The following is a 17,272-nucleotide window of genomic DNA, read 5'->3' as shown; positions in this document are numbered from 1 at the left end:
GTTAAAATTGCTACTATCATAATTACTATAAAAATTAAGTAATGATTTTTATCCTTAATTTTAGTCATAAGCTCAAAGCTTATTTGCATTATTTTATCACCAAAAACTATATAACCAACAAGAATTGCATTTAAAGCTGTTAAAAAAACTGCTCCTGCTGCTGTATCTTTAGCTATTTTAGCAAGTGGATGGTAATGATTTGTACTAAGGTCTATAACACTTTCAATTGCAGTATTTATAAGTTCTGCAACAACTACTAAAGTTATACTTATAGCAAGCGCTATAAATTCAAGCTTTCCTATATCATAGAAAAATGTAGATAATAAAACTATAAGTGATATACCAAAATGTATTCTCATATTCCTTTGTGTTCTAAGTGCATATATTATTCCATTAATTGCAAAATTAAAGCTATCTAAAAGTTTTTTCACCTTTTACCCCACCACTCCTAACTTTTAATCATTTCTAGTCATATTAAGTTTTGATAGAAGTTCTTCTTCTCTAGCTCTCATAACTATTTTTTCTTCATCTTCCATATGGTCATAACCAAGAAGGTGTAAAATAGAATGTACAACAAGATATGAACATTCTCTATTAAATGAATGGTTAAAATCAGCTCTTTGCTCATCTGCTCTTTCAAGTGATAAAACAATATCCCCTATAACTAGTTCATCCCCATCAAAATATTCTCTACTTAATTCTTTACCAGTATAAACTTCTTTATACACTTTTCCTTCTGGATAGTCAATCATTGGGAAAGATAAAACATCAGTTGCTTTATCTATTCCTCTTGTTTCATTATTTATCTCTTTTATATAATCATTATCAACAAAAACAAGTGATACCTCACATACTTTATCAACCATTTCTTCTTTTAATACAAATTCAATTGTATTTTTTAGTATATCTTCAAATTCAGATGTAATCTCAAATTTTTCTTGTCTATTATCTGTATATATCAAATTTTATTTCTCCTTTTCATCCTTTGGATATTCTATTCTCTGATGATAGATTCCATTTAATGCTTTAAGGAAACACTTCCTTATAGTTTCTATATCTTTTAATGTTAGCTCACAGTTATTAAGCTGTCCTGAAGCCATTTTATCCTTAATTATATTATTAACCATATTTTCAATATTTTCTGTTGTATGTTCCTTAATTGATCTTACAGCAGCTTCAATTGAATCTGATAACATAACAATCCCCTCTTCTTTACTCATTGGTCTTGGACCTGGGTACTTAAAGTCTTCTTCTTTAACATCATCTGGATTTTCAGAAGCATTTCTAGTACTTATATAAAAATACTTAACTAAAGTTTCTCCATGATGAGTTGATATAAATCTCTCTATCTCTTTTGGAAGATTATGTTCCCTTGCCATTTCTAAACCATCTTTAACATGAGATATTATTATCTTTGCACTAAGCTTGTCAGATATTTTATCATGTGGATTTTCTATACCAATCTGATTTTCTTTAAAGAAATACGGTCTTTTAGTTTTACCAACATCATGATAATAGGCTCCAATTCTCACAAGTAATGCATTAGCAGAAATTGATTCTGCTGCAAGTTCTGCAAGATTAGCAACAAGTACACTATGATGATATGTTCCTGGTGCTTCCATTAATAATTTCTTAAGTAACGGACTATTAGGATTTGATAATTCCAACAACTTAACTGTTGTAACAATATCAAATGCAGCTTCAAAGAATGGTAATATTCCAACTGCTAAAACTCCTGATAGTATTCCACCAATTACAACATAACCTGTATTTTTAAGAATTTCTATAGAATTTGTAGTAATAAGTTCTCCTATTACAAATGCTACTGCACCTGAAACAATAGCTATAACAAGTGATGCTAAAAGTATATCATTTCTTTGCTGTAATTTTTTAAGTATAACAGAACCCATGATAGAACTTATTATCGCTATTATAATTATTATAGGATTAAAATTAGTTGCACCTGCTATAAATATAACATTAAGTCCACTAACTACAAGTGATATCTTATAATTAGTAAGAAGTGTTATTAGTATAGGTGCACATGCAAGTGGTATTAAGAATGGTGAAAATAAAGTTGTTACTCTCGCTATTAAAATAGCCATAATATTTAAAATACTTATTAATAGTAATTTTGAAAAATCTTTAAATACCTCTCTATGATATTTAAATAAATAAATATATTGTACTAGCATTACTATAAGAATAAGTCCTGCAAGTGCTATATAGATTGAGAAATTAGTTTTAGATGTGTTTAATAACCCTAATCCACTAAGCAAATCTATTTCATTTTGCGTTACTGGTTCACCATCTTTAACTATTAACTGCCCTTTTTTATAAACTATAGGAGCTACATCATTTATCACATTTGCAATTTGCTCGTCTGTCTTAGCTTTATCATAGAAAAAGTTTGGTTTAATTAATTGTACATCTATCTTATAAGCTATACTTTGAACAATCGCATTAGTACTCTCATCCCTTATCATTTCTAAAGCCCTATTTTGTGCATCTTTAACAGTATAAGATTTAAGTTCTGATGAACTTTGCTTACTATCTGTTGGGTCTGTTATAGGATTCATATATGCAACATTTATTGAATTTATAGTTAGTTTTTGAACCTGTGTTAACTCCTGTGCATTAAATGAAAATAACTTTTCATATTCACTAGTAGTTAAATTGAAATTTTTATAAGTTTCTAAACCTTTTATTTTTGCAGCATCAGTTTCATCTGAATCAATTAACTGATTAAGCGCTATAAAAAAGCTATTTACCGTACTTATCGAACCTGTCTGTATATCACCTTTTAATGTATATTGCCTATCAACTTTAGCTGCTTCTGACTTTTTCAAAGCATCAGTTGCACTTTGGTCAATAACTTCTCTAGTAGCTTTAATATCTACTTTTGCTATATCATTAACTTTCAAATCATACTTTTTATTAACTAAAACAGTCATAAGTATTAAATATATTATTATAAATACAGAAACAAATAATAACACTTTTTTAGTATCACTTAATATATTTTTAGTTTTTTTCAAGTATTTATTCATAGCCTCTCACCTTCTTTTTACATATATTAATTATATAATATCTAAAAAGAAACTATATCCTGCTCAACAATAAACAAAACCTTAAGACTTATTTTGCCTTCTGATATATATTCATAGTTAATCTCTTCATCAACTATTATAGATTGTCTACTAAGTTCCTTCTCAGTAGCACTTCTTAAAATATCTACTGCCTCATTTATTATGTCTTGCTTATCACGAGTAATTTCTTCTAGTTCTTTTTCATAATATATATTTTTATTTAAAAAATTTCCCTTCTTCTCTATTTTATCATAACTTTTAAAGTCTTTACTCGCCTTTTTTAAATAAATTTTTTTTCCAAAAACATTAATATATATTTCTTCATCCATTTCACCTGTTCTAACTTCCTCACTTCCATTAACCTTAAGCTCTATTATCTTCTCATAAAATGTATTTGCTATTATTGATCCTTTTGGTATAACTTTTTTACGTACATCTTCACCATCAACAATTTTATCCTTTATTATTTGTTCTCCCTCAATTATCACATCACCTTTTTTAACAATATCGCCCTCTTTAACACACGCTGTTCCTGCTGATGTATAAACTCTTTTTATTTCTCCATCCATAGTTGCAACTTTACTTGTACCAATTAAATTGACATCCTCTACAACTGGATTATTTATTGTCTTTTCTTCATATTTAACCACAAGTGTTGACCCTTCAAGTCTTATGTTAATCCACATTATCTCATCTATGTTCTTCTCAACGTTTTTCTCTAAATCATAAACATTAATTTTTGATTTTAACATCCCTGGTTTAATTCCCATAGAAAGAAGTTCCTGTCTAATCTCATATGGAGCTAAATATTCTTTCCCCTCAATTTTAACATTCCATAAAAAACTTGATGAAATTATGAAAACAGTAAAAAAAGCTCCTATTCCAAGAAATAAACTACTACTTTTTTTCATAGCACTAAAAGTTTTTTTCTTTTTCCCCTCAGATATTTTTCTAACTTTTCCTTCTAGAACCTGAATAATTGCTAATACTTCATCATAATCCATATAATACACATCAAGCATAAGAGTTATTTTATCAATATCTCTAACATTTTTAACACTTATACATTTATGATTTAAAATATTCAAAAGCCCCTCTTTTTTAAATGTTTTAATCTCTAATGTTATTAAAGAATCACCAACTATCATATTTTTTATTACTTCTACAAAACCCATACTTTAAACCGCCCCTTCATAGTCTAAAGATACAAATTCTCCAGCAATTACAATAGTAGCACCTTCCATAAACAACAAATTAAACTTACTTCCATGTATATTTAAAATTCCTATCTTAGTTTTAATTCTCACTAAAGTATCTGTCAGTATAATTATCCCCTTATGATTTTCAACTAAAACTTCCTTATTACCTCTTACTTCAACTTTAGGATTTTCAACTAAAAGTTCTTTTGCCCTATTAAAATTATCCATATTATCAATACTCCTTATAAATTAATACCCTAATAATTTATGAGTTGTATCACTTCTTTATTACATATAACATAATATTTAATAAAACTTCTATATTTCTATATAAAAAAAGAACCCGCTTTACAGCGAATTCTCTACTTACTTAAATATTCTTTTACAAACTGACTAACAACCTTTCCATCTGCCTTACCGACAGTTTTAGGTCTAACATTAGCCATTAATTTTCCCATGTCCTTGATGTTATTTGCACCAACTTCAAATGCTGCTTCATTAATTATGCTTTTTATTTCTTCTTTACTTAACTGCTGAGGAAGGTAGTTTAACAAAATTGCGATTTCAGCATTGCTTTGATCGACTAAATCCTGTCTATTTCCCTTTTCAAAATCAAGCATAGCTTCTCTTCTTTGCTTAATCTCTCTTGCTAAGATTTCTATAATATTCTTGTCTTCAAGTGTAACCCCTTCAGTTTTTTCAACATGAAGTACTGCAGACCTTGCAGTGCTTAAAACGCTAGTTCTAAATTTGTCCCTAGCCTTTAAAGCAACTTTCCAGTCTTCTTGAAGTCTTTCTTTAATAGTTGGCATTTATATACCCTCTTTCAAAAAAATATTCTATATTAATTATTTTTAAAAACTACTTGAATTTTCTCTTTCTTGCAGCTTCTGATTTTTTCTTTCTTTTAACACTTGGCTTCTCGTAGTGCTCTCTTTTTCTTACTTCTGAAAGGACTCCTGTTTTAGCACATTGTCTTTTAAATCTTCTTAGTGCTTGCTCTAGTGATTCATTGTCTTTTACTTTGATTTCTGACATTCTTTTTCCCTCCCTCCGCTAGCGTAAATTATAAAATTAATTCACAACTGTTGGTTAATAACACACGTTATATTATACTATAAGTATTTTATAAGTGTCAATATGGATATGAGATTTTTTTTATTAACATGCTAATTTTTTTAACCAGCAGGCCAAGTCATCTCTCTTCCAGCCATAATATGGAAATGCAGGTGATCAACAGTTTGACCTCCATCTTTCCCACAGTTAGTCACTACTCTATAACCGCTATCAGCTATGTTTAGTTCCTTTACTATTTTATTAATAACTGTAAAAATATGTGCAATAACTAATGAATTTTCTTCATTTATATCATTAACACTTTTGATATGACTCTTAGGTATTACTAAGAAGTGAACTGGTGCTTCTGGTGCAATATCATGAAATGCTAAAACTTTATCATCTTCATAAATCTTATTGCTTGGAATATCACCTGATGCAATTTTGCAAAAAATACAATCTGACATTTTTTCACCTCCCTTAGTAAAACTCTACTACCTAGTATAACACCTTTTCAATATTATTTTAACTAAAAATTCTTTTTTTATTTATTTATTTTTAAATTTCTTTTAATTTTATTAATTTGACATTTTAAATTATTTATTTTCCAATATTATTTTCGATAAATATCTATAAAAAAATCACGAAGAATTAACTCTTCGTGATTTATATTATACTAAGCTTGCAATAGCAATTTCTGCTTCGCTTCCTATTATTTTAACTTTTCTTATTTGTCCAACTATATTATCAAATGATCTTACTTCAACTTTTAAATAGTTTTCTGAATATCCTGTGTATGTATTACCATCATTTTTTGATTCAAATAATACTTCCATTTCTTGACCTATACTATTTTTAGCAAATTCAGCTTCATTTTTATCATTAAGTTCTATAAGACGTTTACTTCTTTCTTCTTTAATGTTTCCATCTAACTGATTTTCCATTGTAGCAGCTTTTGTCCCTTTTCTTGGACTATATTTAAATACATGCATTTTTGTAAGCTTAATTCTACTTAAGAATTCATATGTTTCATCAAATTCTTTCTCAGTTTCCCCTGGGAATCCAACAATTACATCTGTAGTTATTGAAACAGTAGGGAATTTTTCTCTAAGCATATTTACAGTAGCCTCATATTCATCCGCTGTATATTTTCTATTCATTCTCTTAAGAGTATCTGTTGAACCACTTTGAAGTGATAAATGGAACTGTGGGCAAAGTTTTTTAAGTTTAAGCATTCTGTCAACATTTTCTTCTGTGCAGAATCCTGGTTCTATTGAACCAATTCTAACTCTTTCCATTCCATCAATTTCTTCAATTTGCTCAAGAATATCAACAAGAGTTATTTTCTCATCTAAGTCATGACCATATGAAGCTGTATGAATTCCTGATATTACAACTTCCTTAAATCCATCTTGTGCAAGTTTTGTAATCTCTTGAATTACTCTTCTTGGAGCTTTTGAACATATAGAACCCCTTGTATATGGAATTATACAATATGTACAAAATCTATTACATCCATCTTGTATCTTAAGGAAAGCTCTAATATTCCCTTGATAATCTTTTACATTAAGTTCTTCAAATACTTTATTTCTAAGAACAGCTCCAACTTTTACTTGTTGTACACCTTCATCCTTAGCTTTATTTACGTAATAAATGATATCTCCCTTATTTCTTGTTCCAAGGACTACATCAACACCCTCAATAGCTCCAACTTCTTCTGGTGCAATTTGAGAGTAACATCCAACAACAGCTATTATAGAATCTGCATTCTGTCTTCTAGCTTTACTTATTAGATTTCTTGATTTTTTATCTCCCATATTTGTTACTGAACATGTATTTATAACATATACATCAGCAACCTCTGAATATTCAACAACCTCATAGCCTTCAATCACAAACTTTTCAATCATGGCATCTGATTCATATTTATTAACTCTACATCCTAGAGTTGAAAAAGCAACCTTCATTCCTAAACTCCTCCTAAATCTCCAAACTCATACTGAAGTAAACTTGCACATGTAAATCCTGCTGTTTCTGTTCTAAGGATTCTTGGTCCAAGTGTTACTATATGAGCATTTATATCTTTTAACTTTTGTATTTCCTCTTCCTCAAATCCACCTTCTGGTCCAATCATAACAGCAACTTTTACAAAGTCTTTTCCTAAAAGTTCTTTTGCCATTGTTCTTATTCCATATCCAGTAGCATTTTCATAAGGCACAACAATCAAATCCATCTTCTTCATTTCTTCTAGTGCTACCTTAAATTCTACAGGCTCACTAACCTTTGCAATATGACTCCTCTTACTCTGCTTAGAAGCTTCTAATGCAATTTTATTTAATCTATCAAGCTTTTTAAATTCACCTTTAAGTTTAACATCAACTCTATCAGTAATAACTGGTATAAATTCTGTCATACCAAGTTCTACACCCTTTTGAACAATTAAATCCATTTTAGTAGCCTTTGGCATACCTTGGAATAAATATATCTCAAGTTTACTTTCATTGTTAATATCAAGTTTTTCAAGTATTTTTATAATAACTTCTTCCTTGTTAACCTCTTCAACTTCTCCTAAAAACTCTTCTCCACAAAGATTATTAATTGAAACTTTTTCCCCTGCTTCAACTCTTAAAACTTTATAAATATGTTTTACATCATCACCCTTTATAACAGCGTGCGTCTGTGTAAAAAGCTCTTTTGGAGTAAAAAACTTATGCATATACTACCTCTCCTTTAAACTATTTGAATTTTGCAACTATACAATTCCACTCACCTTCATGATTAGCTTCTATAATTTCAAATCCTTCTGCTTCTAGTTTATCAAGAACCATTTGCTTTCTCTCATGTATTATTCCTGATGAAATAAATATACCATCTTTCTTTAATACCTTTTTAACATCATCTGTTAAAATACAAACTATCTCTGCTAAAATATTAGCAACAACTATATCAGCTTTACCTTCAACAACTTCAACTAAATTACCATAAACAATTTCTATATTATCTACATTATTTAATTCTACATTTTCTTTTGCTGCATCAACTGCTAAAGGATCTAAATCAACACCTAAAGTATATTTTGCATTAAGTTTTGAAGCAATAAGAGCAAGTATTCCTGAACCTGTTCCTATATCAAAAACTGTTAAATCAGGCTTTACATATTTCTCAAGCGCCATAGCACAAAGTCTTGTAGTTTCATGAGTTCCAGTTCCAAAAGCCATCCCTGGATCAAGTTCTATAACCATCTCATTATCTTTTTTCTCGTAAGTTTCCCATGTTGGCTTAACAACTATGTTTTTCCCTATATGAGTTGGTTTATAATATTTTTTCCAGTTATTCGCCCAGTCTTCTTCTTTAACATCTGTTCTTATAACTGTACCTTCTCCAATATCTATTCCCCACTCTTTAATATCTTTAAGTTTATCTTCAACAAATTTTATTATTTCTTCAATGTTATCTGTTTCTGCAAAATATGCTTTAACAACAGCACATTCTCCATTATGTTCAAAAACATTAAGGTCTGCAAAATCCCAAGTTAAAGGACCTTGTTCTCTGCCTGTTATGTCTTCTGGATCTTCTATTGCAACACTTTGACAATCTAATGCATAAAATATTCCTGATACTGGCTCTAAAGCCTCACTTGTAGTAATAACCTGTACTTCAATCCAATTTCCTTGCATATGTATAACATTCCCTTCTTTTTATATTAAACTTTATCTAAATTAATCAAAAATAAATATCTATTTTTGACAATAAACATTATTAATTCCTTTAAATATCAATATTTCTATTATACCTATAAAACTAAAAATTTCAAATAAATCTATACATATATTCTTGACAAACAAAATAAAAAAACTATAATGAATAAAATATTTTATTCTATTATAACTTTTTCTTTTGCTCTAGAAATGCTAGACTTTAATATTATGCTCCCACCTATACATATTAAATAAACAAATCCAAGTAAAATCCCTGATTTTATATTTAATGCACTTATAATATTAGAAATTAAGAAAACAACAATTCCATTTATAAGCCCAAATAAAGAACTAGCAAGTCCACTATTTTTCTTAAATATACTCATAGATATTAATATAGCATTCGGAACTACTAAACCAATAAACAAGAAAATTAAATACACTGGAATAATTAGAGTTAAAATATTTTGTAAGAATATATTTATAATTATCATTATAATTGCAATCATTAAATTAATACTTAAACCGACTAAAATTAAAGTTTTCTCATGAACCCTATTTATCAAAACTCTATTTAATAAAACTCCAAAAAAATATGCCGTACCAAGTAACATTGCAATATTACCATAAAACTCAACTGATTTATTCATTACATTTTCAAGTATAAAAGGACCTACTATATTAAAGATTATGATTAAAGCATACATACTAGCAGAAATTATAACTATAAAAACAAAATCTTTGCATTTAATCATAACCTTCATATTTTTAATTAATAACTTTCCATCTAACTTTTCCATATTTAAATTAGTCTCTTTAAAAAATATCAAAGTGTAAAAACAAATAATCACACCATAAATTAAGAATAAGCAAAAATTAGATTTCCACCCAAAAAGATTTTCTAAATGAGATCCTATAAAAGGACCTACTATAGGACCAATTGACCAACTAAGCGCAAAATAACTTGATACTTTTTTCAATTCTTCTGCAGAAAAAACATCTACTAAAACAGCTCTTATTGCAACTGCAAGACCTGCAATGCTTATACCTTGTAAAAACCTTAAAAAATTTAATATAAAAATATTAGGTGCAATAATTATAAGTCCACTTACTATCGAAAATGCAAAGGAAGAGATTATTATAACCATTCGTCTTCCTTTCCAATCAGAAAGTGGTCCAAAAAATAATTGTCCAATACCGTATCCAAACATATATAACCCCACAGTCCAACCTATAAAAACTTCTGATGTATTATTGTGGTAATGATGGTACATACATATCAACACCAAGCCCCATAAGAAATGGAATTGTAAATATTAATACCATTGAAACTTTTTTATTGTTAATTTTCATTTTACTATCTCCTAAATATCAAATTTTAATTATTTATGTTAACATAATATAATAATATTTAATATTTAGATTAAATGTAAGTATGCACTTTTAAGTAAGATACTTACTGAAAGGTTAGTAATATGAAAAATTGGTCTACTGAAGAAAAAAATGTCCAGTAATCTATACTTTAAATGTACTAGGTGGAAGATGGAAATGGCTCATTATCTTTAAAATAAATAAAACACCCCAAATACGATATAATGAACTTAAACGCCAACTCCCTTCTATAAGTCATAAAATGTTAAGCCAATACTTAAAAAATTTACAGTCTGAAAATCTTTTAATTCGTGATGAATATCCTGAAATACCTCCAAGAGTTGAATATAATTTAACTGAAAAAGGAAAAAGTATTATCCCTATACTAGAGCTTATGTCTAAATGGGGAAAAGATCACTATAATGAAGATACTAATGAATGGTGCTATGATAGATTATTACAAAATTAAAATATATTTACTTTAAAGCAACAAAACCCTAGGTATTTCAACCTAGGGTTTTAAATTATTAAATTATAATTTTTTCTTTATTCTATCAAAGAAACCTTCACCTTTTTTTGAAGTTTCACCTTCAGTTACTTCACCTAAAGTTTCCATAAATGCTTGTAAAGCTTCTTTTTGTTCTTTATTTAGATTTTTTGGTACTTCCACAACTATATCAACATATTGATCCCCTCTAAGAGTTGAGTTGATTTTTGGAACACCTTTACCTTTTAATCTAAATCTTGTTCCTGGCTGAGTACCTGCTGGCACTGTATATTTAACATTTCCATCAATTGTTGGTACTGTAATCTCTTCACCACAAGTAGCCTTAGTCATAGATATTTTATATGTGTAGTAAATATTTACTCCATCTCTTTTAAATACTGATGAAGGTTTTACTGATAATCTTACATATAAATCTCCAGCTGGTCCACCATTTGCACCATGTTCTCCTTGACCTCTAAGTGTAAGGATATTACCTGTATCTACTCCTGCAGGAATATTAACTGTTATCTTTCTTTGCTTTCTAACAGTTCCTTTTCCTCTACAATCTGTACAAGGAGTTTCTATAGTTTCACCTTTTCCACCACAAGCATCACAAGCACTTGCTGATGCAAATGTTCCAAGTGGAGTATGTCTTTGAACACTAATTTGTCCTGTTCCATGACATTTCCCACAAGTTTTCTTTGAAGTTCCCGCTTTAGCACCAGAACCTTTACAAGGTTCACAAGACTCAGTTCTTGTAATATTAAATTCTTTTTCAACACCAGTCATAGCTTCTTCAAAATCTATAACTAAGCTATATTCAAGGTCTGAACCTCTTCTTGGACCATTGCTTCTTCTTCCTCTACTTGAACCGCCTCCGCCTCCGAAGAACTGTTCAAATATATCTCCAAATCCACCCATATCGCCCATATCGAATCCACCGAATCCACCAGCACCACCGCCGCCGAATCCACCATTCATACCATCATGACCAAATTGATCATACTTAGATTTTTCTTCTGGATTTGATAAAACTTGATAAGCTTCATTTATTTCCTTAAATTTTTCTTCTGCTTCTGTATTCCCTTGATTCTTATCTGGATGATACTTTACTGCAAGCTTTCTAAAAGCTCTCTTAATCTCATCATCAGATGCACCTTTTTCTATACCTAGGACTTCATAAAAGTCTCTCTTTGCCATCTCTACACCACCTAAAAAAATTATATCTTACTTAGAAAAAGGGAAGACACTTTAGCCTTCCCTTTAAAATTTATCTTAATTATACCAAAGCTTTTAATGTTTTGATAGTTTTAATTATTTATCTTCTACCTTGAAATCTGCATCTACAACATTATCATCTTGTGGTGCATTTTGCTCAGGTGCTTCTTGACCTTCAGCTGCTGCTTCTGGGTTTTGCTCATATAATTTAGCTGATATAGCATAGAATTCTTGTTGTAATTCATCTATAGCTTTTTTAATTGCTTCTGTATCATCACTATCTTTGATTGCTTTTAATGCATCAAGTTTAGCATCAACTTTAGCTTTATCGTCAGCTTCTATTTTCTCTTTTAATTCTTCTAGAGTATTCTCTGTTTGGTAAATAACTTGCTCTGCGTTATTTTTAACTTCGATTGACTCTTTTCTTTTCTTATCTTCTTCAGCAAATTTTTCTGCTTCTTTAACAGCTTTATCTATTTCATCATCTGATAAGTTTGTTGAAGCTGTAATTGTAATTGTAGCTTCTTTGTTTGTAGCTTTATCTACTGCTGAAACTTTAACAATTCCGTTAGCATCTATATCAAATGAAACTTCGATTTGAGGAACTCCTCTTCTTGCTGGAGCAATTCCACCAAGTGTAAATCTTCCTAGAGAGTTATTATCTCCAGCCATTTCTCTTTCACCTTGAACAATATTTATTTCAACTGATGATTGATTATCTGCTGCTGTTGAGAATACTTGACTCTTTCTTGTAGGAATAGTTGTATTTCTCTCTATTATCTTAGTAGCAACTCCACCTAAAGTTTCAATTCCAAGACTAAGTGGTGTAACATCTAATAATAAGATTCCTTCAACACTTGAATCTCCAGCTAAAACTCCAGCTTGAATTCCAGCTCCCATAGCAACAACCTCATCTGGGTTAACTCCTTTTGAAGGCTCTTTTCCTGTAAATTTCTTAACAGCTTCTACTACTGCAGGAATTCTTGTTGATCCACCAACTAATATGATTTTATCAACATCATTTAAGTTTACATTTCCACTAGCTAAAGCAGTTTTCATTATGCTTATTGTTTTTTCAACTAAATCTTTAGTCATATCGTCAAACTTAGCTCTTGTAAGAGTCATATCAACGTGCTTTGGTCCAGTTGCATCAGCAGTAATAAATGGTAAGTTTATCATTGTTTGTGTAGCTGATGATAATTCTATCTTAGCTTTCTCTGCTGCTTCTTTTAATCTTTGAAGAGCCATTTTATCTTGTCTTAAGTCAATTCCGTATTGAGCTTTAAAATCTTCTGCTATGTGATCCATTATTCTTTGGTCGAAATCATCTCCACCAAGTCTAGCATCTCCATTAGTAGATATAACTTCAAATACTCCATCTCCTAAATCAAGTATTGATACGTCGAAAGTACCACCACCTAAGTCAAATACTAATATTTTATGAGCATCATCCATTTTATCAAGTCCGTATGATAAAGCAGCTGCTGTTGGCTCATTTATTATTCTTAAAACTTTAAGTCCAGCAATTCTTCCTGCATCTGTAGTTGCTTGTCTTTCAGCATCATTAAAGTAAGCTGGAACTGTAATAACAGCTTCTGTTACTGTTTCACCAAGGTAAGCTTCTGCATCTGTTTTTAATTTTTGAAGGATTATAGCTGATATTTCTTGTGGTGTATAATCTTTTCCGTCAATGTTTGTTTTGTGATCTGTTCCCATTTCTCTTTTGATTGAGATTATTGTTTTATCTGGGTTTGTGATTGCTTGTCTTTTAGCAATTTGTCCAACTAGTCTTGTTCCGTCTGCTTGGAATGAAACTACTGAAGGCGTAGTTCTTGCACCTTCTGCATTAGTGATAACTACTGGCTCTCCACCTTCCATAACTGATACACATGAATTTGTTGTTCCTAAATCTATTCCTATTATTTTACTCATAATTTGTTTCCTCCTGAAATTTTATTTGTTTTTATAATTTTATATTTAAATTAATTAGTTTGCTACTTTAACCATAGTAAATCTTATAACTTTTTCACCTTTTTTATATCCCTTTTGGAATACTTCTACAACTGTGTTAGCATCAAGACTTTCATCTTCAATATGCATAACTGCTTGGTGCATGTTTGGATCAAATCCATCAGCAGTTGGAATTTCTTCTACTCCTAATTTATCTAAAGCATCAGCAAATTGTTTGATAGTCATATCAACACCAGTTTTAAGGGCTTCTACTGAAGTATCCTGTCCACTCATTGCAACAGCTCTTTCTAAATTATCTAAAACTGGTAACATTCTTTTAAGAACATCCTCACACGCATCTGTGTAAATTCTTTCTTTTTCTTTATCAGTTCTTTTTCTGTAGTTTTCATATTCTGCAGCTATTCTTACAAGTTTTTCTTTATAAGCTTCATTTTCATTTTCAATTCTTTGCTGCTTATCTCTTAAAACTAAAACTTCTTTTCTAAGTTCTTTAAGTTCTTCAATAGTTTTGTCATCTGAAACTTCAGTTTCAACCTCAGCTTCAGCATTTTCTTCTACTGTAGTTTCTTCTATAACTTCTTCATTTACAACTTCTTCAAATTCAACTTTTTCTTTATTTTTATTCTTATTTTTTCCCATAACTTTACTACACCTCTATTTCATTTATAAATGTTTTAATCATCTTCATTTAAAGCTTCATTAAATTCTTTCATAACTTTTTCCATAATACTAAGCACCTTAGAATAATTAATTCTTTTAGGTCCTATAAGAGATATAGTTCCAAGTTCTCTACCACCAATTGAATAATTAGCTGATATAACAGCACAATCTTTTGCTTCTGGCATAAAATTTTCATCACCAATTTTTATAGTTATTCCTTCACTTGTTTCAGCTAAACTAGGTAAGTTCTTCTTGTGAAGAAACTCAAGCATTTCTTTAGCTTTATTTATATCATTGTATTCTGGGTAATTAAATATATTAGTAGCACCTTCCATTATCACATCATTACTACTTTCAACCTTTAATATTTCATAAAGTGCTAAAAGTATTGAATCAAAGATATATGAATATCCCTCTAAATACATTTTAATATTTGCAATCACTTCTAAATTGATTTGTTCAACTGACAATCCTTTGAGTGTTTGTGTAAGTATTATTGAAATCTTACTTAGTACATTCATGTCAGGAATCTCATCTTTAATTTTAACTAGCTTATTCTTAATTACTCCACCATCCATAACTAATACACATAAAACAGTGTCATTATCTACTTTCATAAGTTGCATAGATTGTATACAGCTCTTATTCATTGATTGCGGGTTAACTAGACAAGTAAGTTTTGTTAAATCTGAAAGAAGTGAACTTACTTCATGGATTAATGAATCAATTTCATTTTTATGCTTTTCAACAAGTTGCTTTTTAATTTTAAGCTCATCTTCAAAGCTAAGTTTCTCATATTCCATTATTCTATCAACATAAAGTCTATACCCCTTACTTGAAGGTACTCTTCCTGCTGATGTATATGGTTGTTCTAAAAGCCCTAGGTCTTCTAAGTCTGCCATTTCATTTCTGATTGTAGCTGGACTTATGCCAAGGTCATATTTTTTAGCAATAGTCCTTGAACCAACAGGCTCACCAGTAGTAATATAATCACTTATAATGGCTTGAAGAATTTTTAATTTTCTTTCTTCTATCATTATCAACTATCACCTCATTCGCTATTAGCACTCATTAACCTCGAGTGCTAATTACTATATTAATAATATATAACTTTCGTAGATGATAGTCAATTTTAATTTTTTACCATATTTTGTAGTTATGCTTTATTTATCAATGTTATATTACTATTTCTTCTCTTTTCTCCTATTTACTATGTTTTTCTATTTTTATTATAAAAGCATTTCTGACATAACCTTATTTGAATACTCAATCCCACTCTCACTTAAGTATAATTTTCTATTTTCTCTTATCAGTAATCCTTCTTTTATAAACCTACTTATTTTATCTCCATAAACATCATCTATCTTCTTTTTAAATCTCATTTCAAAATCATCTTCTGATATTCCATCTATAAGTCTAAGTCCCATAAACATAAATTCTTCTATATTTTCATTTTCTGTATTAGTTGTATTTTCAGCTTTTTGATTTTCTCCATTTTCAATAGAACTTATATACTCTTCTATACTCGAATGATTAGTAAATCTTTTTCCATCCATATATGAACTTGCTGCACTACCTACCCCAAGCCAATTTTCCATCTTCCAATACGCAATATTATGTCTACACTCTAAGTTTTCTTTAGCATAGTTTGATATTTCATATTGATTAAATCCATTTTCACATAGAATTTCTTTTGCTATGTGATACATCTCTCTCTCATCATCTTCATTTGGAAGCTTTAACTTATCTGCCTCATATAGTCTCTCAAATCTTGTTCCTTCTTCAATTATAAGACTGTAAGCTGAAATATGCTCTGGCTCTAAACTACAAATCATTTCAAGACTTTCTTTCCACTCTGAAACTTTTTGATTTGGAAGTCCAAACATTAAATCTACATTTATGTTATCAAATCCACATTCTCTCGCAAGTTTAAAGTTTTCTTTAAAAACTTCATAGCTATGAATTCTACCAATATCCTTAAGCAGTGTATTCTGAACTGCTTGAAGTCCCATTGAAATTCTATTTACTCCATATTTTTTCATAACATCAAGTTTCTCTTTTGTAATACTACCTGGATTACATTCAACTGTAAATTCAATATTATCTGCAAAATCAAATTCTCCAATTTTACTAAGTACTTTTTCTAATTGCTCTGCTGATAATGAACTCGGAGTTCCTCCTCCAACAAATATTGTATCTATAATATAATTTTTAGATGTATTATCTATTTCCTTGCTAAGCATTTCTATATATTTATCTTTTAAATCACCTTTCCCTGCAAAAGAAGGGAAATCACAATAGTGACACTTCTGATCACAAAACGGTATATGTACATATAATGATATATTTTTCATTTTCTACCTCCATAATCTTTCTTTATTATATTTTAACTATATAATAACTATTTATATTTGTCATATCCACAAAAATATATCACTTATATACTCCGTTACTAATAGCCTGTCCAAAAATATGATTTTTAATCAAAAAAATGCTCCTTTTTATAAAGAGCATTTTACTTTT

Annotated in this window: 18 protein-coding genes; 1 reads left to right on the top strand and 17 read right to left on the bottom strand. The window is 29.5% G+C overall.

The window, feature by feature from the left end; all coding sequences use genetic code 11:
• From Q0V15_RS06940 to Q0V15_RS06885, 12 genes are all read right to left on the bottom strand, one after another.
• Positions 1 to 431 (bottom strand): diacylglycerol kinase (locus Q0V15_RS06940; RefSeq protein WP_297437353.1); only part of this gene is annotated, 431 nt, incomplete at its 3' end.
• A 24-nt stretch (positions 432 to 455) separates the two neighbouring features.
• Positions 456 to 962 carry an rRNA maturation RNase YbeY gene (ybeY, locus tag Q0V15_RS06935; protein ID WP_297437351.1) on the bottom strand — a complete coding sequence of 169 codons (507 nt, stop codon included), beginning with the start codon at positions 960 to 962 and terminating at the stop codon, positions 456 to 458.
• 3 nt (positions 963 to 965) lie between these two features.
• Positions 966 to 3,050, bottom strand: coding sequence for an HD family phosphohydrolase (locus Q0V15_RS06930; RefSeq protein WP_297437349.1), 2,085 nt, complete (start codon positions 3,048 to 3,050; stop codon positions 966 to 968).
• A gap of 41 nt (positions 3,051 to 3,091) precedes the next feature.
• A complete protein-coding gene (gene yqfD / locus Q0V15_RS06925) occupies positions 3,092 to 4,264 on the bottom strand; it encodes a sporulation protein YqfD (RefSeq protein WP_297437347.1) in 1,173 nt (390 codons plus the stop codon).
• A 3-nt stretch (positions 4,265 to 4,267) separates the two neighbouring features.
• Positions 4,268 to 4,516 (bottom strand): YabP/YqfC family sporulation protein, encoded by a 249-nt coding sequence (locus Q0V15_RS06920; RefSeq protein ID WP_297437345.1) that lies wholly within the window; start codon positions 4,514 to 4,516, stop codon positions 4,268 to 4,270.
• A gap of 134 nt (positions 4,517 to 4,650) precedes the next feature.
• Positions 4,651 to 5,100, bottom strand: coding sequence for a GatB/YqeY domain-containing protein (locus tag Q0V15_RS06915; RefSeq protein ID WP_297437343.1), 450 nt, complete (start codon positions 5,098 to 5,100; stop codon positions 4,651 to 4,653).
• Positions 5,101 to 5,149: 49 nt separating this feature from the next.
• Entirely contained in the window at positions 5,150 to 5,326 is a 177-nt protein-coding gene (gene rpsU, locus Q0V15_RS06910) for a 30S ribosomal protein S21 (protein ID WP_297437341.1), read from the bottom strand.
• Between the two features lie 140 nt (positions 5,327 to 5,466).
• Positions 5,467 to 5,811: a histidine triad nucleotide-binding protein gene (locus Q0V15_RS06905; protein ID WP_297437339.1), complete on the bottom strand. Its 345-nt coding sequence runs from the start codon at positions 5,809 to 5,811 to the stop codon at positions 5,467 to 5,469.
• A gap of 204 nt (positions 5,812 to 6,015) precedes the next feature.
• Positions 6,016 to 7,311 (bottom strand): tRNA (N(6)-L-threonylcarbamoyladenosine(37)-C(2))-methylthiotransferase MtaB, encoded by a 1,296-nt coding sequence (mtaB, locus tag Q0V15_RS06900; RefSeq protein ID WP_297437337.1) that lies wholly within the window; start codon positions 7,309 to 7,311, stop codon positions 6,016 to 6,018.
• Positions 7,312 to 7,313: 2 nt separating this feature from the next.
• Positions 7,314 to 8,060, bottom strand: coding sequence for a 16S rRNA (uracil(1498)-N(3))-methyltransferase (locus tag Q0V15_RS06895; RefSeq protein ID WP_297437335.1), 747 nt, complete (start codon positions 8,058 to 8,060; stop codon positions 7,314 to 7,316).
• A gap of 19 nt (positions 8,061 to 8,079) precedes the next feature.
• A complete protein-coding gene (prmA, locus tag Q0V15_RS06890) occupies positions 8,080 to 9,021 on the bottom strand; it encodes a 50S ribosomal protein L11 methyltransferase (protein ID WP_297437333.1) in 942 nt (313 codons plus the stop codon).
• A 197-nt stretch (positions 9,022 to 9,218) separates the two neighbouring features.
• A complete protein-coding gene (locus Q0V15_RS06885; RefSeq protein WP_297437331.1) occupies positions 9,219 to 10,316 on the bottom strand; it encodes an MFS transporter in 1,098 nt (365 codons plus the stop codon).
• A gap of 239 nt (positions 10,317 to 10,555) precedes the next feature.
• On the opposite strand from Q0V15_RS06885, the gene Q0V15_RS06880 reads away from it, so the two are divergent.
• Positions 10,556 to 10,882: a helix-turn-helix domain-containing protein gene (locus Q0V15_RS06880; protein ID WP_297437357.1), complete on the top strand. Its 327-nt coding sequence runs from the start codon at positions 10,556 to 10,558 to the stop codon at positions 10,880 to 10,882.
• A gap of 63 nt (positions 10,883 to 10,945) precedes the next feature.
• Here Q0V15_RS06880 and dnaJ read toward each other — a convergent pair whose 3' ends face one another.
• The 5 genes from dnaJ to hemW all read right to left on the bottom strand — a co-directional run bounded on the left by dnaJ (position 10,946) and on the right by hemW (position 17,103).
• Positions 10,946 to 12,100, bottom strand: coding sequence for a molecular chaperone DnaJ (gene dnaJ / locus Q0V15_RS06875; protein ID WP_297437329.1), 1,155 nt, complete (start codon positions 12,098 to 12,100; stop codon positions 10,946 to 10,948).
• Between the two features lie 114 nt (positions 12,101 to 12,214).
• Positions 12,215 to 14,050 carry a molecular chaperone DnaK gene (gene dnaK, locus Q0V15_RS06870; protein ID WP_297437327.1) on the bottom strand — a complete coding sequence of 612 codons (1,836 nt, stop codon included), beginning with the start codon at positions 14,048 to 14,050 and terminating at the stop codon, positions 12,215 to 12,217.
• 54 nt (positions 14,051 to 14,104) lie between these two features.
• Complete coding sequence (grpE, locus tag Q0V15_RS06865; RefSeq protein ID WP_297437325.1) at positions 14,105 to 14,728, bottom strand: nucleotide exchange factor GrpE; 624 nt, start codon at positions 14,726 to 14,728, stop codon at positions 14,105 to 14,107.
• Positions 14,729 to 14,763: 35 nt separating this feature from the next.
• On the bottom strand, positions 14,764 to 15,789 hold the full coding sequence (gene hrcA / locus Q0V15_RS06860; RefSeq protein ID WP_297437355.1) for a heat-inducible transcriptional repressor HrcA: 1,026 nt from the start codon (positions 15,787 to 15,789) through the stop codon (positions 14,764 to 14,766).
• Positions 15,790 to 15,978: 189 nt separating this feature from the next.
• Complete coding sequence (hemW, locus tag Q0V15_RS06855) at positions 15,979 to 17,103, bottom strand: radical SAM family heme chaperone HemW (RefSeq protein WP_297437323.1); 1,125 nt, start codon at positions 17,101 to 17,103, stop codon at positions 15,979 to 15,981.
• Between the last annotated feature and the right edge of the window lie 169 nt (positions 17,104 to 17,272).

Origin of the sequence: uncultured Clostridium sp., assembly GCF_947036855.1 — a bacterium.
Classification (GTDB): Bacteria; Bacillota; Clostridia; order Clostridiales; family Clostridiaceae; genus Sarcina.
This window is presented reverse-complemented; position numbering and strand designations above follow the sequence as displayed.

Bases quoted from the DNA above. Each gene is read 5' to 3' on its own strand.
- Q0V15_RS06915 (WP_297437343.1), bottom strand. From the start codon at position 5,100: ATGCCAACTATTAAAGAAAGACTTCAAGAAGACTGGAAAGTTGCTTTA.
- Q0V15_RS06920 (WP_297437345.1), bottom strand. From the start codon at position 4,516: ATGGATAATTTTAATAGGGCAAAAGAACTTTTAGTTGAAAATCCTAAA.
- hemW (WP_297437323.1), bottom strand. From the start codon at position 17,103: ATGAAAAATATATCATTATATGTACATATACCGTTTTGTGATCAGAAG.
- yqfD (WP_297437347.1), bottom strand. From the start codon at position 4,264: ATGGGTTTTGTAGAAGTAATAAAAAATATGATAGTTGGTGATTCTTTA.
- Q0V15_RS06895 (WP_297437335.1), bottom strand. From the start codon at position 8,060: ATGCATAAGTTTTTTACTCCAAAAGAGCTTTTTACACAGACGCACGCT.
- dnaJ (WP_297437329.1), bottom strand. From the start codon at position 12,100: ATGGCAAAGAGAGACTTTTATGAAGTCCTAGGTATAGAAAAAGGTGCA.
- dnaK (WP_297437327.1), bottom strand. From the start codon at position 14,050: ATGAGTAAAATAATAGGAATAGATTTAGGAACAACAAATTCATGTGTA.
- Q0V15_RS06930 (WP_297437349.1), bottom strand. From the start codon at position 3,050: ATGAATAAATACTTGAAAAAAACTAAAAATATATTAAGTGATACTAAA.
- Q0V15_RS06905 (WP_297437339.1), bottom strand. From the start codon at position 5,811: ATGTCAGATTGTATTTTTTGCAAAATTGCATCAGGTGATATTCCAAGC.
- grpE (WP_297437325.1), bottom strand. From the start codon at position 14,728: ATGGGAAAAAATAAGAATAAAAATAAAGAAAAAGTTGAATTTGAAGAA.
- Q0V15_RS06885 (WP_297437331.1), bottom strand. From the start codon at position 10,316: ATGTACCATCATTACCACAATAATACATCAGAAGTTTTTATAGGTTGG.
- prmA (WP_297437333.1), bottom strand. From the start codon at position 9,021: ATGCAAGGAAATTGGATTGAAGTACAGGTTATTACTACAAGTGAGGCT.
- mtaB (WP_297437337.1), bottom strand. From the start codon at position 7,311: ATGAAGGTTGCTTTTTCAACTCTAGGATGTAGAGTTAATAAATATGAA.
- rpsU (WP_297437341.1), bottom strand. From the start codon at position 5,326: ATGTCAGAAATCAAAGTAAAAGACAATGAATCACTAGAGCAAGCACTA.